Below are 23,471 nucleotides of genomic sequence, written 5' to 3'. Positions count from 1 at the left end.
CTGCTTTTTATTACAGGCCCAGGTGTTATGCCCGACTACGTTAATTGGCTTCGTCACGCTTCCCCTTACATCAATGCCCACCGGGACTGCACCTTCGTGGTCATGCTGCCCGGCGACGGTGTGGAACATCCCAACTTCGGCAATATCGTCCACGACCTGGTGCTGCTCCACAGCCTGGGGGTGCGCCTGGTGCTGGTGCACGGTTCGCGCCCGCAGATCGAAGCGCGCCTTGAAGCACGCGGTCTCACCCCGGCCTACCACGAAGGCCTGCGCATCACCGATGCGACGACGCTGGAATGCGTGATCGACGCGGTTGGCCAGTTGCGTATCGCCATCGAAGCGCGCTTGTCGATGGACATGGCGTCATCGCCAATGCAGGGCTCGCGCCTGCGGGTGGCCAGCGGCAACCTGGTGACCGCACGGCCGATCGGCGTGCTCGAAGGCGTCGACTACCACCACACCGGCGAAGTGCGCCGCGTCGATCGCAAAGGCATCAACCGTCTGTTGGACGAGCGCTCCATCGTATTGCTGTCGCCGCTGGGGTATTCACCGACTGGCGAGATCTTCAACCTGGCCTGCGAAGACGTCGCCACCCGCGCCGCCATCGACCTGGGCGCCGACAAGCTGCTGCTGTTCGGCGCCGACATGGGCCTGATCGATGAAAACGGTCGTCTGGTACGTGAGCTGCGTCCGCAACAAGTGCCGGCGCACTTGCAACGTCTGGGCAGCAGCAACTACCAGGCCGAGTTGCTCGATGCCGCCGCCGAAGCCTGCCGTGGCGGCGTTGGCCGTAGCCATATCGTCAGCTACGCCGAAGACGGAGCGCTGCTGACCGAGCTGTTCACCCGCGATGGCGGCGGTACGCTGGTGGCCCAGGAGCAGTTCGAGCTGGTGCGCGAAGCGGCGATTGAGGACGTGGGCGGTTTGCTGGACTTGATCAGCCCGCTGGAAGAGCAGGGCATCCTGGTGCGTCGCTCGCGGGAAGTGCTGGAGCGTGAGATCGAGCAGTTCAGCGTGGTGGAGCGCGAAGGCATGATCATCGCCTGTGCGGCGCTGTATCAGATTGCGGATTCGGATGCCGGTGAGCTGGCGTGCCTGGCGGTGAATCCGGAATACCGCCATGGCGCGCGGGGCGATGTGTTACTCGAACGCATCCAGACCCGTGCCCGGGCGCAGGGCTTGAAGACCCTGTTCGTCCTCACCACCCGCACGGCCCACTGGTTCCGTGAGCGTGGCTTCGTGCCGAGCAGCGTCGACCGCCTGCCGTCGGCGCGGGCGTCGCTGTACAACTACCAGCGCAATTCGAAAATCTTCGAAAAGGCCCTCTGATTCAACGCAACGCTGGCTTGCGTGGAAGCGGGCTTGCCTGCGATGGCAGCACCTCGGTACGACGACAGACCGGGGTGCCTGCATCGCAGGCAAGCCAGTTCCCACAAGGAACTGCCGTTATTGCTTGATGAATTTATCGGTGACGAACGCCGAGTAATCCGGCAGCACCGATTCAACCTTGCCCTGTTCCTTCAAGAACTTCGCCGTCTCCCCAATCGCCTTCGCCGTGCCGCCCTGGAGCAGCGCGTCGGTTTGCTGCGCCTTCGCGTCAGGGAAGGTCGTGCCGGCGAGCAATTCAGGAATGTCGGCAGCGTTCGAGCCTGTCAGTTTGGCGATTTTCTGCACCGGCTCCGACTCGACCGTCCAGCTGTCTTTGTGCGCCGCGTAGTCAGCGAACGAGTCCAGGGTGACCTTGGCAAACTTGGCCACGACTTCAGGATGTTTCTCCGCGAAGTCCTTGCGGGCGACCCACACTTCGAACGTCGGCGCGCCCCATTGGCCGACCTGCGCTGCGTCTGTCAGGGTCTTGCCGGTCTTGCGGATCTCGCCCAGGGCGGGCGACCACACGAAGGCGCCGTCGATGTCGCCGCGCTTCCAGGCGGCGGCGATTTCGGCCGGTTGCAGGTTCACCACTTTGACTTTCCGGGTATCCAAGCCCCAGTGCTTCAGCGCACCGAGCAGGCTGTAATGAGAGGTTGAAACGAAAGGTGTGGCGATGGTCTTGCCGATCAGGTCTTCGGGTTTGTCGATGCCGCTGCCGTTGCGGACCACCAGGGCTTCAGAACTGTTGATCTGCGCCGATACGATAAACGCCACGATTGGCAGGTTGCGTGAAGCGGCGGCGGCAAGGGGGCTGGAACCCAGGTTGCCGATCTGCACATCGCCGGACGCAATGGCGGTGACGACTTCCGGCCCGCTGTTGAACCGGCGCCACGCGATCTTCTCGCCAATGGCTTTCTCATAGAGGCCGTCCGCTTGAGGAACCTTGCTGGGGTCGATGCCGGTTTGATAGCCCACCGTCAAATCGGCGGCTTTGACACCAAAAGAAAGTATTAGTGACACAAAAACTGTAACAAATTGACGGGAGGATGTGCGTTTGGCCATGATGGCGTCGCCTTTTTGATCGTGAGTGACGTATGCAACCTTGCGTCGACACTAAACGATCTAAAAAAGCCGCAATAAATACCTTTTAGGAATTAGCTTATGGAGCGGGTGGTCTTTCGTGACTGATCGCGCTATGGGAAGGCTTATTCCTAAATGGTATGAAAAAGGATGAAACAATTCTTTTTGGGTGTATGAAAAACTCATTACCCTGCAAGGACCAAATCAACTGTGATTAGACGAAGGTAGTAGACACACAAGGTTACGATTGACTTGGTGGTCACTATCCGGTGCTAATCGCGCATCTGTGGATCGAGGGCGTCAGACCCGAGACCAAAGAACTACAAAAATTAGAAATGAGAGGAGCGGTACATGAAGAAGTCCACCCTGGCGTTGGCTGTAGCCGTCGCTGGCATTGCCCAGCAGGTAAGCGCCGCTGGTTTCATCGAAGACAGCAAGGCCACTCTGGGCCTGCGTAACTTCTACATCAACACTGATAACCGTGATGGCGCGCCTGGCGCTACCACGCGTAACAAAAACGCTGAATGGGGCCAAGGCTTCGATCTGCGTTTCATTTCTGGTTACACCCAAGGCACCGTTCAATTTGGTGTTGATGCCATTGGCCTGTACGGCGTGCGTTTGGATTCGAGCCGAGCTAACCATGGTAACTATAGTGGCACCGCTTCGGGCGGCACCGTGTTCCCAAGCGATGGCAACGAAGCTGTCCATGATTTCGCTAGCCTGGGCGTGACCGGCAAGGTCAAGATCTCCCAAACCGAACTGAAGCTGGGCACCCTGCAGCCTAAGCTGCCAGTTATCGTGACCAACGATGGTCGCTTGCTGCCGCAAACGTTCCAAGGTGGTCAGATCACTACCAACGACATCAAGGATTTGACTCTGGTCGCTGGCCAGGTTGAAAAAACCAAAGGTCGTAACTCCAGCAACAACGAAAACCTGTCGATCGCAGGCGCCAACGCCAGCTCGAACTACAAGACAGGCAAATTCAGCAATAAGTTTTACTACGCTGGTGGCGACTATAAAATCACCAAAGACCTGACTGCCCAGTACTACTACGGCAATCTGGAAGACTTCTACAAACAGCACTTCCTGGGTCTGACCCACAACTGGGCCATCGGTCCGGGCGTGTTGAAATCCGACCTGCGTTATTTCAACAGTTCTGACGATGGTAAAAACGGCGACACCGCAGCTTACTTCACCAACGGCAACTACAACACGTTCAACGCCGGCAAAGGCAAGGTTGACAACAACCTGTACAGCGGCCTGTTCCTGTACACCCTGGGTGGTCACACCTTCGGTGGTGGTTATCAGGTCAGCAACGGCAGCAGCGATTTCCCTTGGTTGAACCAGGGTGATGGTTCGTCGGCTTACATCACTACCGACATGCAAATCCAGAAGTTCGCCCGCGCTGGCGAGCGTACCTGGCAAGCTCGCTACTCCTATGACTTCGCCAAGGTTGGCGTACCTGGCCTGACCGCTGGCGTCGTGTACCTGAAAGGTACTGACATCGACACCATCGCCAACAACAATGGCCGTGCCGAAACCACCGGCCAGTCCGAGTGGGAGCGTGACATCACTGTTGCCTACGTGATTCCGGAAGGTCCGCTGAAAAACCTGGGCGTAGCCTGGAAAAACGCTATGTGGCGCACCGACCTGGCGAGCACCCGCTCCCAGGACGAAAACCGTGTGATCGTCAGCTACTCGATCCCACTGTTCTAGTAGTGTGAAGTTGTTGTAAGACTGTAAAACCTTGCCCGGCGCAAAGCCGGGCAAGGTGTCTTGCTTTCAAGTCGGGCTCAACCCCCGCAAGCCCTTCCTGAATTCCCTCTTTTTACAGCGTCTCAAGGCCTTCTCGAACCTCGAAGCCGATGTTGGCTTTCGCGCGTCGCCAGGTCCAGTGAACACAATTTTAATATTCCTTTATCGTCTAGATAAATCGATATTTATTCTTTTTAAATAACAGCAATTCCATGCACAGTGGGCTCCATAAGCACTCACCAGGAGCCATACCCATGAGCCTAAGACTGGGCGATATCGCCCCCGACTTCGAACAGGATTCCAGCGCCGGCACGATTCGTTTCCACGAATGGCTGGGCGATAGCTGGGGTGTGTTGTTCTCCCACCCTGCGGACTTCACGCCCGTGTGCACCACCGAGCTGGGCTTCACCGCCAAGCTCAAGGACGAGTTCGCCCAGCGCGGCGTCAAGGCCATCGCACTGTCGGTAGACCCGGTGGATTCGCACCACAAGTGGATCGAAGATATCAACGAAACCCAGAACACCACCGTCAATTTCCCGATCCTGGCCGACGCCGACCGCAAGGTTTCGGACCTGTATGACCTGATCCACCCGAATGCCAGCGACACCCTCACCGTGCGTTCCCTGTTCGTGATCGACCCGAACAAGAAGGTGCGGCTGACCATCACCTACCCGGCGAGCACCGGGCGCAACTTCCACGAAATCCTGCGGGTCATCGACTCGTTGCAATTGACCGACAGCCACAAGGTCGCCACTCCGGCCAACTGGCAGGACGGTGATGACGTGGTGATCGTGCCGTCGCTCAAGGACGAGGAAGAGATCAAGAAACGCTTTCCAAAGGGCTATCGCGCGGTGAAGCCTTACCTGCGCCTGACTCCCCAGCCTAATCGTTGATACCGATATCGCCATCGCGGGCAAGCCCGGCTCCCACAGTTGACCGCATTCCCCGGTGGGAGCCGGGCGTGCCCGCGATGGCGTCACCACAGGCTTTGAGTGAGAACCGAATCACACAGCAAGGGTTTTCAGGCCGTATCAGCGGCCTTTTTTTTCGCCTGGAGAAAAATAGCCCTCATATGCAATTTAAGAATAAACAAATGAAAAAATAAGATTTATAGATATATAAATCTGCTGATATGGTCTGTTCCATCTTGGCGCCATCGCCACACAGCGAACCGCCGGCACTAGCTCAAGGAATTCCTGCATGTTGGTCGTAACACTTGGAGGCAGCCCCAGCCAGCGCTCCCGCTCCGGGGTCTTGCTGGAAAAAACCCGTCAGTGGTTGCAAGACAAAGGTGTGGAAGTGGTGAGTTACCAGGTACGGGACTTCCCGGCCGAAGACTTGCTGCACGCCCGCTTCGACAGCCCAAAGGTCATCGACCTGTTGCAACAAGTGGCCAACGCAGATGGCCTGGTAATCGCCACGCCGGTGTACAAGGCATCGTTTTCCGGTGCGCTGAAGACCGTGCTGGACCTGCTGCCCGAGCGCGCCCTGGCTCACAAGATCGTGTTGCCAATGGCTACCGGCGGCAGCATCGCCCACATGCTGGCGGTGGACTACGCCCTGAAGCCTGTGTTGTCGGCGCTCAAGGCCCAGGAATTGCTCCACGGTATCTTTGCCGAAGACAGCCAGATCGCCTACGGCGAAGGCAGCGTCCAGGCGCAGTTGGTGCCGGTACTTGAACACCGTTTGCACGAGGCCCTGGAAACGCTCTACGGCGCAATGGCCCGTCGCCCGAAACCGCTGGACCCCACTGTGTTGAACGAACGTTTGTTGAGTGCTCGCTGGAGCATTTGAGCCACACCGATTCTTCGAAGTACTCACCTTACTCAGCCGCCAACGGCCAAGCAGGTGCAGCCAACCCCCTCATCGCATTTTTGGAGAGAGCGCCATGCGCACTGTCATCTTGCGTCGTGGTCTGGTCGCACTGTTTGCTGCGGCTGTGTCCTTCGGCGCCATTGTTCAAGCTCAAGCCGCCGAGACCCTGCGGATCGGTTATCAGAAGTACGGCACCCTGGTGCTGCTCAAGGCCAAGGGCACGCTGGAAAAGCGCCTCGCTGCACAAGGCGTGAACGTGCAATGGACTGAGTTCCCCGGTGGCCCGCAGTTGCTCGAAGGCCTCAACGTCGGCTCCATCGACTTCGGTGTCACCGGTGAAACCCCGCCGGTTTTCGCCCAGGCCGCCGGTGCCGACTTGCTCTACGTCGCCTACGAGCCACCCGCGCCGACCAGCGAAGCGATCCTGGTGCCGAAGGATTCGACGATCAAGTCCGTGGCCGAGCTCAAGGGCAAGAAAATCGTCCTCAACAAAGGCTCCAACGTGCATTACCTGCTGGTGCGTGCGCTGGAAGACGCCGGCCTCAAATACACCGACGTGCAGACCGTGTTCCTGCCGCCCGCCGATGCCCGTGCCGCGTTCGAGCGTGGCAGCGTGGATGCCTGGGTGATCTGGGACCCGTATCAGGCCGCCGCCGAGAAACAGCTGCAAGCGCGCACCCTGCGTGACGGTACCGGCATCGCCGACAACCACCAGTTCTACCTGGCCACCAAGCCGTACACCGAACAGCATCCGCAAGTGATCACGGCGCTGATCGAAGAAGTGCGCGCGGTGGGCGAGTGGTCCAAGGCCAACCCGCAGGAAGTCACTGAGCAAGTGGCACCGCTGCTTGGCCTGCCGGCTGACATCACCCTGACCTCGGTGAAACGCCAAGGCTACGGCGCGTTGTTCCTGACCCCGGAGGTCGTCGCGGCCCAGCAGAAAATCGCCGACAGCTTCTACCAACTCAAATTGATCCCCAAACCCTTGAGCATCAAGGACGTGATCTGGACACCACCCGCCGCCGTTGCCAAAGCGCCGTAATCTGATTTCTTCAGGAGACAACTCCATGAGCCTCAATATTTTCTGGTTTCTACCTACCCACGGCGACGGCCATTACCTTGGCACCGCCGAAGGCGCTCGCGCCGTTGACCACGGTTATCTGCAGCAAGTGGCCCAGGCCGCTGACCGGCTGGGCTTCGGCGGTGTGCTGATCCCCACCGGCCGCTCCTGCGAAGATTCGTGGCTGGTGGCGGCGTCGCTGATTCCGGTGACCCAGCGTTTGAAATTCCTTGTCGCCCTGCGCCCCGGGATCATTTCCCCGACGGTGGCCGCGCGTCAGGCCGCGACCCTCGATCGCCTGTCCGGCGGCCGGGCGTTGTTCAATCTGGTGACCGGTGGTGATCCGGACGAATTGGCAGGCGACGGTTTGTTCCTGAGCCACGAAGAGCGCTACCAGGCGTCGGTGGAGTTCACCCGCATCTGGCGCCGCGTACTGGAAGGCGAAACCGTGGATTACGACGGCGAGCACATCAGCGTCAAAGGCGCCAAGTTGCTCTACCCGCCCATCCAGCAACCGCGTCCGCCGCTGTACTTCGGCGGTTCCTCCGAGGCGGCCCAGGACCTGGCGGCCGAACAGGTGGAAATGGTGCTGACCTGGGGCGAGCCGCCCGCGGCCGTTGCCGAGAAAATCGAACAGGTGCGGGCCAAGGCCGCCAAGCTGGGGCGCACCGTGCGCTTTGGCATTCGCCTGCATGTGATTGTGCGTGAAACCAACGCCGAAGCCTGGCAAGCCGCCGACAAACTGATCTCCCACGTGGACAATGACACCATCGCCCGCGCCCAGGCATCGCTGTCGCGCTTCGACTCGGTGGGCCAGCAACGCATGGCCGCCTTGCACGGCGGCAGCCGCGACAACCTCGAAGTCAGCCCCAACCTGTGGGCTGGCGTCGGCCTGGTGCGTGGCGGCGCGGGCACGGCGCTGGTGGGCGATGGCCCAACCGTGGCTGCGCGCGTGAAGGAGTACGCGGCGCTGGGCATCGACACCTTTATCTTCTCCGGCTACCCACACCTGGAGGAATCGTATCGGGTCGCCGAGTTGCTGTTCCCCCATCTGGATGTCGAGCGTCCCGAGGTGCCCAAGGGCGCCGGATATGTCAGCCCGTTCGGCGAGATGGTCGCCAACGATATCCTTCCCAAAGCTGCGTCGGCGAGCTGAGGCAGCCTATGAACTATGAAAAATTAAGCCATCGCGTCGCGCCTTGGGTGCTGCCGATTCTGTTGCTCGCGGTGTGGCAGTTGTCGGTGTCGGCGGGCTGGTTGTCGACCCGCATCCTGCCGGCGCCGAGCGCGGTGATCGAAGCCGGTGTCAACCTGATCGCCAGCGGTGAAATCTGGACACACCTGGCCATCAGCGGCTGGCGTGCCGGCCTGGGCTTTGTGATCGGTGGCAGCATCGGCCTGGCCCTGGGCTTTATCACCGGCCTGTCGAAATGGGGCGAGCGGCTGTTGGACAGCTCGGTGCAGATGATCCGCAACGTGCCGCACCTGGCGCTGATTCCGCTGGTGATCCTGTGGTTCGGCATCGACGAGACCGCGAAGATTTTCCTGGTGGCCCTCGGCACGCTGTTCCCGATCTACCTGAACACTTACCACGGTATCCGCAACGTCGACCCGGCGCTGGTGGAAATGTCCCGCAGCTATGGCTTGTCCGGCTTCAGCCTGTTCCGCCAGGTCATCCTGCCGGGCGCACTGCCGTCGATCCTGGTGGGCGTGCGCTTTGCCCTGGGCTTCATGTGGTTGACGCTGATCGTGGCCGAAACCATTTCCGCCAGCTCGGGCATCGGCTACCTGGCGATGAACGCGCGTGAGTTCCTGCAAACCGACGTGGTGGTACTGGCCATCGTCATGTACGCGATCCTCGGCAAACTTGCCGACCTCGCCGCCCGCGGCCTGGAGCGTGTGTGGCTGCGCTGGCACCCGGCTTATCAAGTGACTAAAGGAGGTGCGGCATGACGGCTCAACAACCTCCGCGCCTGCGTAAAGGCATTCCGCTGGCGGTGCGCAAGTTGCGCAAGGCCTTCGGCGCGCGTGAAGTACTCAAAGAAATTGATCTGCATATCCCCGCCGGCCAGTTCGTGGCCGTGGTCGGTCGCAGCGGTTGCGGCAAAAGTACCCTGTTGCGCCTGCTTGCGGGTCTGGACAAGGCCAGCGGTGGCGAGCTGCTGGCGGGTTCAGCGCCGCTGAGCGAAGCGCTGGAAGACACGCGGCTGATGTTCCAGGAAGCGCGCCTGCTGCCGTGGAAAAAGATCATCGATAACGTGGGGCTCGGCCTGAAAGGCAATTGGCGCCCCAAAGCGCTGGAAGCCCTGGAGGCGGTCGGCCTGGCTGAGCGCGCCAATGAGTGGCCAGCGGCCTTGTCCGGTGGCCAGAAGCAGCGCGTGGCCCTGGCGCGCGCGTTGATCCATCAGCCGCGTTTGCTGTTGCTTGACGAGCCACTGGGCGCCCTGGATGCCCTGACGCGCATCGAGATGCAGCAATTGATCGAAAATCTCTGGCAAAAGCACGGCTTTACCGTGTTGCTGGTGACCCACGATGTCAGCGAAGCCGTGGCGATTGCCGACCGGGTGATCCTGATCGAAGACGGCGAAATCGGCCTCGACCTGCACGTCGACCTGCCTCGCCCGCGGGCCCGTGGCTCGTACCGCCTGGCCGCGCTGGAAGCTGAAGTGCTCAACCGTGTGCTGTCGCTGCCGGGGACTCCACCGGACCCTGAACCTGTTTCACCGCTGCCTACGCAATTGCGTTGGGCTCAATAACTCACTTGTCCCATACAGGAAGAAGACCATGACTATTAAAGCCATCAACGTGCGTAACCAGTTCAAAGGCACCATCAAGGAAATCGTCGAAGGCGACGTGCTGTCGGAAATCGACGTGCAGACGGCGTCCGGCATCGTCACCTCGGTGATCACGACGCGCTCGGTCAAAGAGCTGGAATTGGTGATCGGCAGTGAAGTGATTGCCTTCGTTAAATCGACTGAGGTGTCGATCGCCAAGTTGTGATTGCGTTTGAGGCCACCATCGGGGGCAAGCCCCCTTCCACAGTTGATTGCATTCCACAGTGAGAATTCGGTCAAAGGTGGGAGGGGGCTTGCCCCCGATGAGGCCGGGCCAGCGGTCAGCGTTTGGGTAAATAGGCTGGCAGGTAGAGCCCCACATACGCATCAAATACCCGCATCCCTTCCTCCGCCATGCGCGGTGTGATCAGCCCATGCTGATGCACCGAGCGTGCATACACGCGGTCGCTCAGTTCCAGCGCCAGCGCAAACACATCCACATCCTTCGGCAAGGTCGGCACTTCAAAATGACGGTTGAACACGGCGAGCATCAGGTCGCCCAGTTCGAGGTCGTGCTGGCGGTCGGCCTGGGTCACCTCGGTCAGCCCGTGCTGCGCCAGGATCAGTTGGCGTGCAGCAGCGTCGTGGTCGTAGATGGCAAGCATGCGTTGCTCGACGATGCAGGACAGGTCGCGCCAGTGCTTGAGTGCGTCATGCTCGATGGGCGCCTCGATGGCCGCGCGGAATGCGGCATGGACATCCGCTGTCAGCGCTTCCAGGAGCGCCGGCACGCTGGCGAAAAAATGGTAGACCGAGGACGGCGGGATCTGCGCCCGCTCGGCCACGCTGTAGATCGACAACCCGGCCACGCCGTCGGCGGCCAGCAAGGTGCGGGCGGCATCGAGAATCGCGTCGATCCGCGCCTGGCTGCGGGCGCGGGGTTTGCGAGGCGTGGCGGGGCGGGTGGGCATGGAAGTCTCCTACAAGGCAGCGGGCATTGTATGAGCAGGAATCGGTGTTGTCTTCAAGGCCGCCATCGGGAGCAGGCGCCCTCCCACCCTTGACCGAATTCCGACTTTGGAATGCAGTCACGTGTGGGAGGGCGCTTGCCCCCGATAAGGCCACCTCGGTTTCCCGGAAAAAACCATAAAAAAACGCCACAGACAAAAGCCTGCAGCGTTCTTTCAATGCAGCCGCCATTTAGACGGTATGCAGGTACCAGTTGTACTCAAGGTCGGAGATGGAGTGTTCAAACTCCTCCAGCTCGCTTTCCTTGCAGGCGACGAAGATATCGATGTATTTGGGATCGATGTACTTGGCCATCACCTCGCTGTCGTCCAACTCGCGCAGGGCATCGCGCAGGTTGTTCGGCAGGCTCTGTTCGTTCTGTTCGTAGCTGTTGCCTTCCACTGGTGCGTTTGGCTCGATCTTGTTGGTCAGGCCATGGTGCACGCCTGCCAGGACCGAAGCCATCAGCAGGTAAGGGTTGGCGTCGGCGCCGGCCACGCGGTGTTCGATACGCACCGCGTCGGACGAGCCGGTCGGTACGCGAATCGCCACGGTGCGGTTGTCCAGGCCCCAGCACGGCGAGTTCGGCACGTAGAACTGTGCGCCGAAACGACGGTAGGAGTTGACGTTGGGGCACAGGAACGCCATTTGGGCGGGCAGGGTCTCGAGCACACCGCCGATCGCGTGACGCAATGCGGCGTTCTGCTCGGGATCCTCGCTGGCAAAGATGTTCTTGCCGTCTTTGTCCAGGATCGAAATGTGCACGTGCAACCCGTTGCCTGCCTGGCCCGGGTAAGGCTTGGCCATGAAGGTGGTGTCCATCTCATGGTCGTAGGCGATGTTCTTGATCAGGCGCTTGAGCAGTACGGCGTAGTCGCAGGCCTTGATCGGGTCGGCGACGTGGTGCAGGTTCACTTCGAACTGCGCCGGGGCGCTTTCCTTGACGATGGCGTCGGCCGGGATGCCTTGCTCCTTGGCACCTTCCAGAATGTCCTGGAGGCAGTCGACGTATTCGTCGAGGTCGTCGATCAGGTAGACCTGTGTCGAGTGCGGGCGTTTGCCGGAGATCGGCGAGCGGGGCGGTTGTGGGCGGCCGTTCACGTTCTCCTGGTCGATCAGGTAGAACTCGAGTTCGAAAGCGGCGCAGATGGTCAGGCCCAGGTCGTCAAACTTGGTAACAACTTGACGGAGGACTTCGCGTGGATCGGCGAAGAAAGGTTCACCTTCGAGTTCGTGCATGGTCATCAGCAGTTGCGCGGTAGGGCGCTTTTGCCAGGGTTCATTGCACAGGGTGTCGGGGATCGGATAACAGATTCGGTCAGCATCACCGATGTCCAGGCCCAGGCCGGTGCTTTCCACCGTCGAGCCGTTGATATCCAGGGCAAATAGAGAGGCAGGCAGGTTAATGCCCTTCTCGTAAACCTTGTGGAGGCTGGTACGTTCAATGCGCTTGCCGCGCACCACACCATTCATATCCGCAATTAGAAGGTCTACGTACAGAACCTCAGGATGATCCTTAAGGAACGCGTTCGCTTCGTTAAGCTGAACGGCACGCGGGGGTACCGACATGATGCAACACCTTTGTTGTTAAAAATATCAATCATTGATCTTTTCTGGTTTCAGTCAACCCGAACGGCATGCCGAAGTCAAGCGAGGCCTTTTTTGCCCTAAAAAAGCGCTGCTGCGGCTTTTTTGGGGCTTTTTGGGGCGGTTTTTCCGCTTTGAAGCGCAGGGGACTCGCGGGCTTGAGCGGGCCGTGTTGTATTTTTTACGGGGGTGTTGTGTAAAAAAATGAACAAGGCTAAGCTCGATTCAAACCCATAACAGCAATAATACCGGGGTGCTTCATGTGTCGCCTGCCTCCACTTGGCGTCGTTGCCTGCGTTCGACAGGCCCGTTCCACTACCCACATTTCCTATGCCCTTGCGGGTGTACCGGTCAATATTCTTGACGGTTCAACAGCCTGCGTCTTGACCGCCTCGCGACTCCCTTGCCTGCCCGAAGAAGCGTTCCTCAAAAGGTGCCGCTCATGATTCTGCACGGCTTTTGCTTGAGTAATGCTACAGCGCCACAAATGGCAGGTAAGCTCTTGCCCTGAATGAACAAACGACGCGGATGCTGCGTCCACCAACGCCTGGTCTTTAATGGATGCCAGGAAACCCAGCCCAGAGGCATTTATGAGTAACAACCTCGACCAGCTCACCGATTGGTTGAAAGACCACAAGATCACAGAAGTCGAATGCATGATTGGCGACCTCACCGGTATCACCCGGGGCAAGATCTCGCCGACCAACAAGTTCATCGCCGAAAAAGGCATGCGCCTGCCCGAAAGCGTTCTGTTGCAGACCGTGACCGGCGACTATGTCGAAGACGACATCTACTACGAATTGCTCGACCCGGCCGACATCGACATGATCTGCCGCCCCGATCAGAACGCGGTATTCCTGGTGCCCTGGGCCATCGAGCCCACCGCCCAGGTGATCCACGACACCTACGACAAGCAAGGCAACCCCATCGAGCTGTCGCCGCGCAACGTGCTCAAGAAAGTCCTCAAGCTCTACGCCGATCGCGGCTGGCAGCCTATCGTGGCGCCGGAGATGGAGTTCTACCTGACCAAGCGCTGCGAAGACCCTGACTTTCCGCTGCAACCGCCGATTGGTCGTTCCGGGCGCCCTGAGACCGGTCGCCAGTCCTTCTCTATAGAGGCGGCCAACGAGTTCGACCCGTTGTTCGAAGACGTCTACGACTGGTGCGAGCTGCAGGAGCTGGACCTCGACACCCTGATCCACGAAGACGGCACCGCGCAGATGGAAATCAACTTCCGTCACGGCGACGCGCTGTCCCTGGCCGACCAGATTCTGGTGTTCAAGCGCACCATGCGTGAAGCCGCGCTCAAGCATGACGTGGCCGCCACGTTCATGGCCAAGCCCATGACCGGCGAGCCCGGCAGCGCGATGCACCTGCACCAGAGCATCATCGACATCGCCACCGGCAAGAACGTCTTCTCCAATGAAGACGGGAGCATGAGCCAGCTGTTCCTCAACCACATTGGCGGCCTGCAGAAATTCATCCCTGAATTGCTGCCGCTGTTCGCCCCCAACGTGAACTCCTTCCGCCGCTTCCTGCCGGATACCTCGGCGCCCGTGAACGTGGAGTGGGGCGAAGAAAACCGCACCGTCGGCCTGCGTGTACCGGATGCCGGCCCGCAGAACCGTCGCGTGGAAAACCGCCTGCCGGGCGCCGACGCCAACCCGTACCTGGCGATCGCCGCCAGCTTGCTGTGCGGTTTCATCGGCATGGTCGAGGGCCACAACCCGAGCGCGCCGGTGGTCGGCCGTGGTTACGAGCGACGCAACCTGCGCCTGCCGTTGACCATCGAAGACGCCCTGGAACGCATGGAAAACAGCAAGACCATCGAGAAATACCTGGGTCAGAAATTCATCACAGGCTACGTCGCGGTCAAGCGGGCCGAGCATGAAAACTTCAAGCGCGTGATCAGTTCGTGGGAGCGGGAATTCCTGCTCTTCGCCGTCTGATGCGCCGGGCGCACGGGGCAACCCGCGCGCCCTTTACTGAAAAGTCTAGGAGATTGGTATGTCCAGCAACAACCCGCACACCCGTGAATGGCAAGCCTTGAGCAATGATCACCACCTGGCGCCGTTCAGCGACTTCAAGCAGTTGAAAGAGAAAGGCCCTCGGATCATCACCAAAGCCCACGGCGTTTACCTGTGGGACAGCGAAGGCAACAAGATCCTCGACGGCATGGCCGGCCTGTGGTGCGTGGCGATCGGCTACGGTCGCGACGAACTGGCTGACGCCGCCGCCAAGCAGATGAAAGAACTGCCGTACTACAACCTGTTCTTCCAGACCGCTCACCCGCCGGTGCTGGAGTTGGCCAAGGCCATTTCCGACATCGCACCCGCCGGTATGAACCACGTGTTCTTCACCGGCTCCGGCTCCGAAGGCAACGACACCATGTTGCGCATGGTCCGCCACTACTGGGCGATCAAGGGCCAGCCGAACAAGAAAACCATCATCAGCCGCAAGAATGGCTACCACGGCTCCACCGTGGCCGGCGCCAGCCTGGGCGGCATGACCTATATGCACGAGCAAGGTGACTTGCCGATCCCGGGCATCACCCACATCGCCCAGCCGTACTGGTTCGGCGAAGGCGGCGACATGAGCCCTGAAGAATTCGGCGTGTGGGCCGCCAACCAGTTGGAAGAAAAGATTCTGGAACTGGGCGTGGACAACGTCGGTGCCTTCATTGCCGAGCCGATCCAGGGCGCTGGCGGTGTCATCGTGCCGCCGGCCACTTACTGGCCGCGCATCAAGGAAATCCTCGCCAAGTACGACATCCTGTTTGTCGCCGACGAAGTGATCTGCGGTTTCGGCCGTACCGGTGAGTGGTTCGGTAGCGACTTCTACGACCTCAAGCCCCACATGATGACCATTGCCAAGGGCCTGACTTCGGGCTACGTGCCCATGGGCGGCCTGATCGTGCGCGATGAGGTGGTGGAGGTGCTCAACGAAGGCGGCGATTTCAACCACGGTTTCACCTACTCCGGTCACCCGGTGGCCGCGGCGGTGGCGCTGGAAAACATCCGCATCATGCGCGACGAAAAAATCGTTGAGCGTGTGCACGACGAAACGGCACCGTATTTGCAGAAACGTCTGCGCGAGCTGGCGGATCACCCGTTGGTGGGTGAAGTGCGCGGCCTGGGCATGCTGGGGGCGATCGAGCTGGTACAGGACAAAGCCACCCGCAAGCGTTATGAAGGCAAGGGCGTGGGCATGATCTGCCGCAACTTCTGTTTCAACAATGGCCTGATCATGCGCGCCGTGGGCGATACCATGATCATTTCGCCGCCGCTGGTGATCAGCAAGGCTGAAATCGACGAGTTGGTCACCAAGGCTCGCCACTGTCTGGACCTGACTTTGGCAGCGCTGCAGGGCTAAGTGCTAGGCTCTGGGGGCAGTGGCTGTCGGCGCTGACTCCGGGCGGTTATAAATAGGGGGGCTTTGGTTGAAAGCCGGCCCCTTAACTTGCCAGACTGTCGCCCTGTTTTGTTGCCCTTTGGAAGGGCCCCGGAACAACAAAGAACTGCGGCCCAAAAAGAAAAAATTGGAGCATCACCAAATGAAGGCATTAGGTTTGAAGAACGCTGGCAAGACCCTCCTTGCCTTGTCCCTCATGGGCGCAATGGCGGGCGCGGCCCAGGCAGACGATAAAGTGCTGCACGTGTACAACTGGTCCGACTATATCGCCCCGGACACCATCGCCAACTTTGAAAAAGAGTCGGGCATCAAGGTGGTGTACGACGTTTTCGACAGCAACGAAACCCTGGAAGCCAAGTTGCTGGCAGGCAAGTCCGGCTACGACGTGGTCGTGCCGTCGAACAACTTCCTCGCCAAGCAGATCAAGGCCGGTGTGTACCAGGAGCTGGATACGTCCAAGCTGTCCAACTACAGCAACCTGAACAAATCCCTGCTCAAGGCCGTGTCGGTCAGCGACCCGGACAACAAGCACGCCTTCCCGTACATGTGGGGCTCGATCGGCATCGGCTACAACCCGGAGAAGGTCAAGGCCGCGCTGGGCGTGGACAAGATCGATTCCTGGGACGTGCTGCTCAAGCCTGAGAACATCGCCAAGCTCAAGAGCTGCGGTGTGAGCTTCCTCGATTCGCCCACCGAAATGCTGCCGATTGCCCTGCATTACCTGGGCCTGCCGACCGACACCCAGAAGAAAGACGAGCTGAAGAAAGCCGAAGAGCTGTTCCTCAAGATCCGTCCTTCGATCGGCTATTTCCACTCCTCCAAGTACATCTCGGACCTGGCCAACGGCAACATCTGCGTCGCCGTGGGTTACTCGGGTGACATCCAGCAGGCCAAGTCCCGCGCGGCTGAAGCCGGTGGCAAGGTCAAGGTGGCCTATGACATTCCGAAAGAAGGTGCGGGCAGCTTCTTCGACATGCTCGCCATCCCTAAAGATGCCGAAAACGTCGACGCCGCCTACAAGTTCCTGAACTACCTGCTCAAGCCGGAAGTGATGGCCAGCATCACCAACGCCGTGCGTTTCCCTAACGGCAACAGCGCGGCGACGTCCCTGGTCGACAAAGACATCACCAACGACCCGGGCATCTACCCGCCAGCGGATGTGCAGGCCAAGCTGTACGCGATTGCCGACCTGCCAGCCGCGACCCAGCGTGAAATGACACGCAGCTGGACCAAGATCAAATCCGGCAAATAACCCTAGGAACCTGTAGGAGCGAGCTCGCTCGCGAAAATCGTCAACGATAACGCGGGGCCTCGGATAGCCCGCGTTGCCTGTGAGTTCTTCGCGAGCAAGCTCGCTCCTACAAACAGCGGCAACCGTGCAGAAAATAAATGACAAAAGTTTTGCCGGATCGGTTTATCGAAGGTAAGTTGCGCGCCGGTTTTGTTGCCCGGCAACAACTCCAAGGCCCAACTATTTAAGAGGACCTCCACTTGCCAATTTCTTTATTTCGCAAAGCCATGCTGGTGGGTGCAGGTATCACGCTGACAGTGAGCGTGCAGGCCGCACCGACGGTGCATATTTATAACTGGTCGGACTACATCGGCCCGGACACCCTGGCCAACTTTGAAAAGGCCAGCGGCATCAAGCCCGTGTATGACGTGTTCGACTCCAATGAAACCCTGGAAGGCAAGTTGCTGGCCGGGCGCACGGGCTACGACGTGGTCGTGCCGTCCAACCACTTCCTCGGCAAGCAGATCAAGGCCGGGGCGTTCCAGAAGATCGACAAGTCGCTGCTGACGAACTACGCCAACCTTGACCCGGCGCTGCTCAAGCGCCTGGAAAAGAATGACCCGGGCAACCAGTACGCCGTGCCGTACCTGTGGGGCACCAACGGGATTGGTTACAACGTCGACAAGGTCAAGGAAGTGCTGGGTGTCGACAAGATCGACTCCTGGGCCATGCTGTTCGAGCCGGAGAACATGAAGAAACTCGCGACCTGCGGCGTATCGTTCATGGACTCTGCGGACGAAATGCTGCCGGCGGTGCTCAACTACATGGGCCTGGACCCTAACAGCGAGAACCCCGAAGACTACAAGAAGGCCGAAGCCAAGCTGCTCAAGGTGCGGCCTTACGTGACCTACTTCCACTCCTCCAAATACATCTCCGACCTGGCCAACGGCAACATCTGCGTGGCCGCCGGGTTCTCTGGCGACGTGTTCCAGGCCAAGGCCCGCGCGGCGGAGGCGGGCAAGGGTGTGAACATCGCCTACGCCATTCCGAAAGAAGGCGGCAACCTGTGGTTTGACGTGCTGGCGATCCCCAAGGATGCCGTCAATGTCAATGAAGCCCACGCCTTCATCAATTATTTGCTGCAACCTGAGGTGATCGCCCAGGTCAGTGATTACGTCGGTTATGCCAATCCCAATCCAGGGTCGGACAAACTGATGGAGCAATCGATACGCACCGACGAAGCGGTGTACCCACCGCAGGCGGTTCTCGACCGGACATTCGTCAACTTCGAGCTACCCCCGAAAGTGCAGCGCTTGATGACCCGTAGCTGGACCAAGGTCAAGACGGGCAAGTAAAGCCCAAACTATCCAAGGTTCGCCTGCCTCGGGCGAACAGACATTTTTGTTGGGAGTTTCGTAAATGGCAGTTGCCTCCGGCGCCTATAAGAAAGCCCTCGAAGGGGACCAGACACCGAAGAAGGTGCTGGTCAAGATCGATCGGGTCACGAAGAAGTTCGACGAGACGATTGCCGTGGACGACGTGTCCCTGGAAATCAAGAAAGGCGAGATCTTCGCCTTGCTCGGCGGCTCGGGTTCGGGCAAGTCCACCTTGCTGCGCATGCTCGCAGGGTTCGAGCGCCCGACCGAAGGGCGCATCTACCTCGACGGTGTGGACATCACCGACATGCCGCCTTACGAGCGGCCGATCAACATGATGTTCCAGTCCTACGCCCTGTTCCCGCACATGACCGTGGCGCAGAATATCGCGTTTGGCCTGCAGCAGGACAAGATCCCCAAGGCCGAGGTCGACGCCCGTGTGGCCGAGATGCTCAAGCTGGTGCAGATGAGCCAGTACGCCAAGCGCAAGCCGCACCAGTTGTCCGGCGGCCAGCGTCAACGCGTGGCCCTGGCTCGCTCCCTGGCCAAGCGCCCGAAACTGCTGCTGCTCGATGAGCCCATGGGCGCCCTCGACAAGAAGCTGCGTTCGCAGATGCAGCTGGAACTGGTGGAGATCATCGAGCGCGTCGGCGTGACCTGCGTGATGGTGACCCACGACCAGGAAGAGGCCATGACCATGGCCGAGCGCATTGCGATCATGCACCTGGGCTGGATCGCCCAGATCGGCAGCCCGGTGGACATCTACGAGACGCCGACCAGCCGCCTGGTGTGCGAGTTCATCGGCAACGTCAACATCTTCGAAACCCAGGTGGTGGATGACGCCGAAGGCCACGCGGTGCTCAAGTGCCCGGACCTGGACCGCGACATCTACGTGGGCTACGGCATCGCGACCTCGGTGGAAGACAAGTCGGTGACCTACGCGATCCGCCCGGAAAAACTGTTGGTCACCTCCGAGATGCCGACCTGCGAGCACAACTGGTCCAGCGGCAAGGTCCACGACATTGCCTACCTCGGCGGCCACTCGGTGTTCTACGTGGAGCTGCCGAGCGGCAAGCTGGTGCAGTCTTTCGTCGCCAACGCCGAGCGCCGTGGCCAGCGTCCGACCTGGGGTGACCAGGTCTACGTGTGGTGGGAAGACGACAGCGGCGTGGTACTGCGCTCATGAACACAAAAAAGCTCAAGCGCCGCTTGCAGCGCATCGTCCCCAGCGGCAAGCAGGTGGTCATCGGGATTCCGTTCCTGTGGCTGTTCCTGTTTTTTGCGTTGCCGTTCTTCATCGTGCTCAAGATCAGCTTCGCCGAAGCCGACGTGGCGATCCCGCCGTATACCGAGATCTACACCTACGTCGAGCAGAAGCTGCAAGTGGTGCTGAACCTGGCCAACTACCAGTTGCTGGCCGGCGACGACCTCTACATCTCCGCGTACCTGGGCTCGCTGAAGATGGCGTTCTTCAGCACGCTGCTGTGCCTGTTGATCGGCTACCCGATGGCCTATGCCATTGCCAGTGCGCGCAAGGAAATGCAGACCGTGCTGGTGCTGCTGATCATGATGCCGACCTGGACTGCGATCCTGATCCGCGTGTATGCGTGGATGGGCATTCTCAGCAACAACGGGTTGCTCAATGGCTTCCTGATGTCCATGGGGCTGATCAGCGAGCCGTTGCAGATCCTCAACACCAACATTGCGGTGTACATCGGCGTGGTCTATTCGTACCTGCCGTTCATGATCCTGCCGCTGTACGCCAACCTGGTGAAGCACGACCAGAGCCTGCTGGAAGCTGCGTCTGACCTGGGCTCGAGTACCTTCAACAGCTTCTGGAAAATCACCGTGCCGTTGTCCAAGAACGGCATCATCGCCGGCTGCATGCTGGTGTTCATTCCGGTAGTGGGCGAGTTCGTGATCCCGGAACTGCTGGGCGGCCCGGAAACCCTGATGATCGGTAAAGTGTTGTGGCAAGAATTCTTCAACAACCGTGACTGGCCGGTGGCGTCTGCCCTGGCGGTGGTGATGCTGGCGATCCTGATCGTGCCGATCATCCTGTTCAACCGCAGCCAAGCCAAAGAATTGGAGGGCAAGATATGAAGCGCTTCAGTTTCTCGAGTTTCATGCTGGTGGTGGGGTTGTTGTTCATCTACCTGCCGATGCTGATCCTGGTGATCTACTCGTTCAACGAATCCAAACTGGTGACGGTGTGGGGCGGTTGGTCGATCAAGTGGTACGTGGGCCTGCTGGACAACACCCAGCTGATGGGCTCGGTGGCGCGCTCCCTGGAAATCGCCTGCTACACGGCGGTGGCGGCGGTGGCGCTGGGTACCTTGGCGGCGTTCGTGCTGACGCGCATCAGCCAGTTCAAGGGCCGCACGCTATTCGGCGGCCTGGTGACCGCGCCGTTGGTGATGCCTGAAGTGATCACCGGCCTGTCGCTGTTGCTGCTGTTCGTGGCCATGGCGCAGCTGATCGGCTGGCCGCAGGAGCGGGGCATTGTCACCATCTGGATCGCCCACACTACGTTCTGTGCGGCGTATGTGGCGGTGGTGGTGTCGGCGCGCTTGCGTGAGCTGGACCTGTCGATCGAAGAAGCCGCGATGGACCTGGGCGCACGGCCGTGGAAGGTGTTCTTCCTGATCACCATCCCGATGATCGCGCCGTCGCTGGCGGCGGGCGGCATGATGTCGTTCGCGTTGTCACTGGACGACCTGGTACTGGCCAGCTTCGTGTCCGGGCCTGGCTCCACGACGTTGCCGATGGAAGTGTTCTCTGCGGTACGCCTGGGGGTCAAACCCGAGATCAATGCCGTGGCCAGCCTGATTCTGCTGGCGGTGTCGCTGGTGACCTTCCTGGTGTGGTTCTTCAGCCGTCGCGCTGAAGAGCACCGCAAGAAAGCCATTCAGCAAGCGATTGAAGAAGCCGCTGCCGATGGCTGGCAGCAGCCGGACAAGCGCCGGGCAGCTGCACCGGTCTAAAACCGTGTGCGGTCCAAATGTGGGAGGGGGCTTGCCCCCGATGACAGTGTGTCAGCCAATGGATATGTGGCTGATGCTCCGCTATCGGGGGCACGCCCCCTCCCACATGTGATTGCATTTCAAGTCAACTATGCGACCCACGGCGATTTGCGGATCACTTCAACAAAATTCATCGGCCTGAACCCCGGCTCCTGATCCGCCAGCACATCGGTCTTCACGTTGCCGAACGTGGTCTGCGGGCGATGGCGCAAGCCGTCGGCAAACGCACAGATAATGCACTCCTTGAACCCTTCCCCCCGTGGATGCGCATGCACCACCGCTTCGCGCTGCACGCTGGAAAACGCGGCGTAGTCCATGCCCAGCACGTCCATCTCCACGCCAGCAGTGACCAGCGCGACGGTCGGGCGCAGATGCTGCGGTACGCCTGGCGTGGTGTGCAGGGCGATGGACAACCACACCTGTTCGATATCGTCATCGCTCAGCCCGTAAGGCTTGAGAAACGCCGCGGCGGCATTGGCGCCGTCCACTTCAAATCGCTCATTGTCACTGCGATGGCCTGCTACCAGGCCGAGGTCGTGGAACATCGCGCCGACGTAGAGCAGCTCCGGGTTATAGGCGAGCTGTTGGCGTTCACCGCTCAATGCGCCGAACAGGAACACCCGGCGAGAATGGTGATAGAGCAGGTCGGATTCGACGTCGCGGATGTAGTCGGTGGTGGCCTTGGCGAGGGCGCTGTCGGGAATCTTGATGCCGGCGATGCTGGTGGTCATGGGAGTGCTCCTTGGGAAAGGTTCCAGTCTGGTCGCGCGCCCGCGAAGGGGCTATGGCGGCGAGGGAGCGATCCCGGCCAATGTGCCTTCACATCGTGCCAGCCCCAGGCACGGTCTAATGTGGCTGACTTGTCGGATCGCCGCATCGCTGCGATATCATCACCTCGGTATGCCTGATGAACCGAGTCGCTTGCATCGCAGCGATGCGGCGATCCGACACGCCAGCGCCCACAGGGTTTTTTTGCGTTCACCCGGACATAAAGGTTTACCCATGCATAAAACCGTCGCCATCCTGATCTTCCCCGGCGTCCAGTCACTGGACGTGACCGGGCCCATGGACGTGTTCTGCGAGGCCAACCGGTTTCTGCCGCCGCAAGACCATTACCGGCTGGACGTGATCGGCTCCGGCCACGGTAATATCGCCGCCTCCAATGGCTTGGCATTGCAGGCCCACCGGCACTACAGCGATGCCCTGCAAGCCTACGACCTGCTGCTGGTGGCCGGCGGCCCGCAGCTGCCGTTCGAGGACTTCGGCGCCTCGTTCGATGACTGGCTACGCGGCGCGACGCAGCGCGCGCAACGCTTTGGCTCCATCTGCAATGGCGCCTTCATGCTCGCGAGAGCCGGCCTGCTGGATGGCAAGACCGTCACCACCCACTGGAGCGACGCCGCCGACCTGGCGCGCCTGTGCCCATCGGCCCGGGTCGACGCCGACCGCCTCTACGTGCAGGACGGCAACCTCTACACCTCGGCCGGGGTCACGGCGGGTATTGATCTGTCGCTGTATTTGCTGGCCCAGGATCACGGCCCGGAAGTCGCCCTGAGCGTGGCCAAGCGCCTGGTGGTGTTCACCCAGCGTTCAGGCGGTCAGTCGCAGTTCAGCCCGTTTCTTACGCCTCACGCCGAAAGCACCTCCGCGGTGGCGCTGGTGCAGATGTACGTGTTGGCGAACCTGACGGGGGATTTGGGCATTGCCGACCTGGCCAGGGCGGCCAACATGAGCGCGCGCAACTTCTCTCGGGTGTTTGCCCGGGAGGCGCGGATCACGCCGGCGGAATTCGTCGAGCGGGCGCGTGTGGACGCGGCGCGGGTGATGCTCGAAAGCAGCGCTGCACCGCTCAAGACCGTGGCCTGGCAATGCGGCTTTCGCGACGCCCAGCACATGCGCAGTGTGTTCAACCGCCGGCTGGGCGTAACACCGCAACAGTTCCGGCTCAATTTCGCTGCGCCGATCTAAGGCATGCAATCA

General features: G+C 60.3%; 21 protein-coding genes. 17 read left to right on the top strand and 4 right to left on the bottom strand.

What is annotated here, in order from left to right; all coding sequences use genetic code 11:
* Positions 1-27: 27 nt before the first annotated feature.
* Positions 28-1,329 carry an amino-acid N-acetyltransferase gene (gene argA, locus CQ041_RS03810; protein ID WP_105521170.1) on the top strand — a complete coding sequence of 434 codons (1,302 nt, stop codon included), beginning with the start codon at positions 28-30 and terminating at the stop codon, positions 1,327-1,329.
* Between the two features lie 117 nt (positions 1,330-1,446).
* Here argA and tauA read toward each other — a convergent pair whose 3' ends face one another.
* Positions 1,447-2,433: a taurine ABC transporter substrate-binding protein gene (gene tauA, locus CQ041_RS03805; protein WP_105521169.1), complete on the bottom strand. Its 987-nt coding sequence runs from the start codon at positions 2,431-2,433 to the stop codon at positions 1,447-1,449.
* A gap of 369 nt (positions 2,434-2,802) precedes the next feature.
* Here tauA and CQ041_RS03800 point away from each other — a divergent pair, with 369 nt between their 5' ends.
* The 8 genes from CQ041_RS03800 (at position 2,803) to CQ041_RS03765 (ending at position 10,081) form a co-directional block, all read left to right on the top strand.
* Positions 2,803-4,167 (top strand): OprD family porin, encoded by a 1,365-nt coding sequence (locus tag CQ041_RS03800; protein ID WP_105521168.1) that lies wholly within the window; start codon positions 2,803-2,805, stop codon positions 4,165-4,167.
* Between the two features lie 293 nt (positions 4,168-4,460).
* Positions 4,461-5,099, top strand: a complete 639-nt coding sequence (locus CQ041_RS03795) for a peroxiredoxin (RefSeq protein ID WP_105521167.1) — start codon at positions 4,461-4,463, stop codon at positions 5,097-5,099.
* A 307-nt stretch (positions 5,100-5,406) separates the two neighbouring features.
* On the top strand, positions 5,407-6,000 hold the full coding sequence (gene ssuE, locus CQ041_RS03790) for an NADPH-dependent FMN reductase (RefSeq protein ID WP_105521166.1): 594 nt from the start codon (positions 5,407-5,409) through the stop codon (positions 5,998-6,000).
* Positions 6,001-6,094: 94 nt separating this feature from the next.
* Complete coding sequence (locus tag CQ041_RS03785) at positions 6,095-7,063, top strand: sulfonate ABC transporter substrate-binding protein (protein ID WP_105521165.1); 969 nt, start codon at positions 6,095-6,097, stop codon at positions 7,061-7,063.
* Between the two features lie 25 nt (positions 7,064-7,088).
* Positions 7,089-8,237: an FMNH2-dependent alkanesulfonate monooxygenase gene (ssuD, locus tag CQ041_RS03780; protein WP_105521164.1), complete on the top strand. Its 1,149-nt coding sequence runs from the start codon at positions 7,089-7,091 to the stop codon at positions 8,235-8,237.
* A gap of 8 nt (positions 8,238-8,245) precedes the next feature.
* Positions 8,246-9,034: an aliphatic sulfonate ABC transporter permease SsuC gene (gene ssuC / locus CQ041_RS03775; RefSeq protein WP_105521163.1), complete on the top strand. Its 789-nt coding sequence runs from the start codon at positions 8,246-8,248 to the stop codon at positions 9,032-9,034.
* The gene (gene ssuB, locus CQ041_RS03770; protein ID WP_105521162.1) at positions 9,031-9,837 is read left to right on the top strand and encodes an aliphatic sulfonates ABC transporter ATP-binding protein; all 807 of its coding nucleotides are present in this window, start codon (positions 9,031-9,033) and stop codon (positions 9,835-9,837) included. The genes ssuC and ssuB overlap by 4 nt, the downstream gene beginning before the upstream one ends.
* Before the next feature lie 28 nt (positions 9,838-9,865).
* Positions 9,866-10,081: a molybdopterin-binding protein gene (locus CQ041_RS03765; RefSeq protein WP_003213899.1), complete on the top strand. Its 216-nt coding sequence runs from the start codon at positions 9,866-9,868 to the stop codon at positions 10,079-10,081.
* 115 nt (positions 10,082-10,196) lie between these two features.
* Here CQ041_RS03765 and CQ041_RS03760 read toward each other — a convergent pair whose 3' ends face one another.
* Together CQ041_RS03760 and CQ041_RS03755 are read right to left on the bottom strand one after the other, a co-directional pair.
* Complete coding sequence (locus CQ041_RS03760; RefSeq protein ID WP_105521161.1) at positions 10,197-10,826, bottom strand: TetR/AcrR family transcriptional regulator; 630 nt, start codon at positions 10,824-10,826, stop codon at positions 10,197-10,199.
* Between the two features lie 229 nt (positions 10,827-11,055).
* Positions 11,056-12,432, bottom strand: coding sequence for a glutamine synthetase family protein (locus tag CQ041_RS03755; RefSeq protein WP_003195252.1), 1,377 nt, complete (start codon positions 12,430-12,432; stop codon positions 11,056-11,058).
* A gap of 608 nt (positions 12,433-13,040) precedes the next feature.
* Between CQ041_RS03755 and CQ041_RS03750 the strand changes: the two genes are divergently transcribed.
* The 7 genes from CQ041_RS03750 (at position 13,041) to CQ041_RS03715 (ending at position 21,452) form a co-directional block, all read left to right on the top strand.
* A complete protein-coding gene (locus CQ041_RS03750; RefSeq protein WP_105521160.1) occupies positions 13,041-14,399 on the top strand; it encodes a glutamine synthetase family protein in 1,359 nt (452 codons plus the stop codon).
* A 58-nt stretch (positions 14,400-14,457) separates the two neighbouring features.
* A complete protein-coding gene (locus CQ041_RS03745; RefSeq protein ID WP_105521159.1) occupies positions 14,458-15,822 on the top strand; it encodes an aspartate aminotransferase family protein in 1,365 nt (454 codons plus the stop codon).
* A gap of 196 nt (positions 15,823-16,018) precedes the next feature.
* Entirely contained in the window at positions 16,019-17,113 is a 1,095-nt protein-coding gene (locus CQ041_RS03740; protein ID WP_105521468.1) for a polyamine ABC transporter substrate-binding protein, read from the top strand.
* Positions 17,114-17,352: 239 nt separating this feature from the next.
* Positions 17,353-18,447 carry a polyamine ABC transporter substrate-binding protein gene (locus CQ041_RS03730; protein ID WP_105521157.1) on the top strand — a complete coding sequence of 365 codons (1,095 nt, stop codon included), beginning with the start codon at positions 17,353-17,355 and terminating at the stop codon, positions 18,445-18,447.
* A 64-nt stretch (positions 18,448-18,511) separates the two neighbouring features.
* The gene (locus CQ041_RS03725) at positions 18,512-19,654 is read left to right on the top strand and encodes an ABC transporter ATP-binding protein (RefSeq protein ID WP_105521156.1); all 1,143 of its coding nucleotides are present in this window, start codon (positions 18,512-18,514) and stop codon (positions 19,652-19,654) included.
* Positions 19,651-20,571 carry an ABC transporter permease subunit gene (locus tag CQ041_RS03720; protein ID WP_105521155.1) on the top strand — a complete coding sequence of 307 codons (921 nt, stop codon included), beginning with the start codon at positions 19,651-19,653 and terminating at the stop codon, positions 20,569-20,571. Before CQ041_RS03725 ends, CQ041_RS03720 begins: the two co-directional genes overlap by 4 nt.
* Positions 20,568-21,452: an ABC transporter permease subunit gene (locus CQ041_RS03715; protein ID WP_105521154.1), complete on the top strand. Its 885-nt coding sequence runs from the start codon at positions 20,568-20,570 to the stop codon at positions 21,450-21,452. Before CQ041_RS03720 ends, CQ041_RS03715 begins: the two co-directional genes overlap by 4 nt.
* Positions 21,453-21,580: 128 nt before the next feature.
* Here CQ041_RS03715 and CQ041_RS03705 read toward each other — a convergent pair whose 3' ends face one another.
* Complete coding sequence (locus CQ041_RS03705; RefSeq protein ID WP_105521152.1) at positions 21,581-22,222, bottom strand: HD domain-containing protein; 642 nt, start codon at positions 22,220-22,222, stop codon at positions 21,581-21,583.
* 271 nt (positions 22,223-22,493) lie between these two features.
* Between CQ041_RS03705 and CQ041_RS03695 the strand changes: the two genes are divergently transcribed.
* Positions 22,494-23,459 (top strand): GlxA family transcriptional regulator, encoded by a 966-nt coding sequence (locus tag CQ041_RS03695; protein ID WP_105521151.1) that lies wholly within the window; start codon positions 22,494-22,496, stop codon positions 23,457-23,459.
* Positions 23,460-23,471 lie beyond the last annotated feature (12 nt).

Origin of the sequence: Pseudomonas sp. MYb60 (assembly GCF_002979555.1) — a bacterium.
Lineage (GTDB): Bacteria > Pseudomonadota > Gammaproteobacteria > Pseudomonadales > Pseudomonadaceae > Aquipseudomonas.
This window is presented reverse-complemented; position numbering and strand designations above follow the sequence as displayed.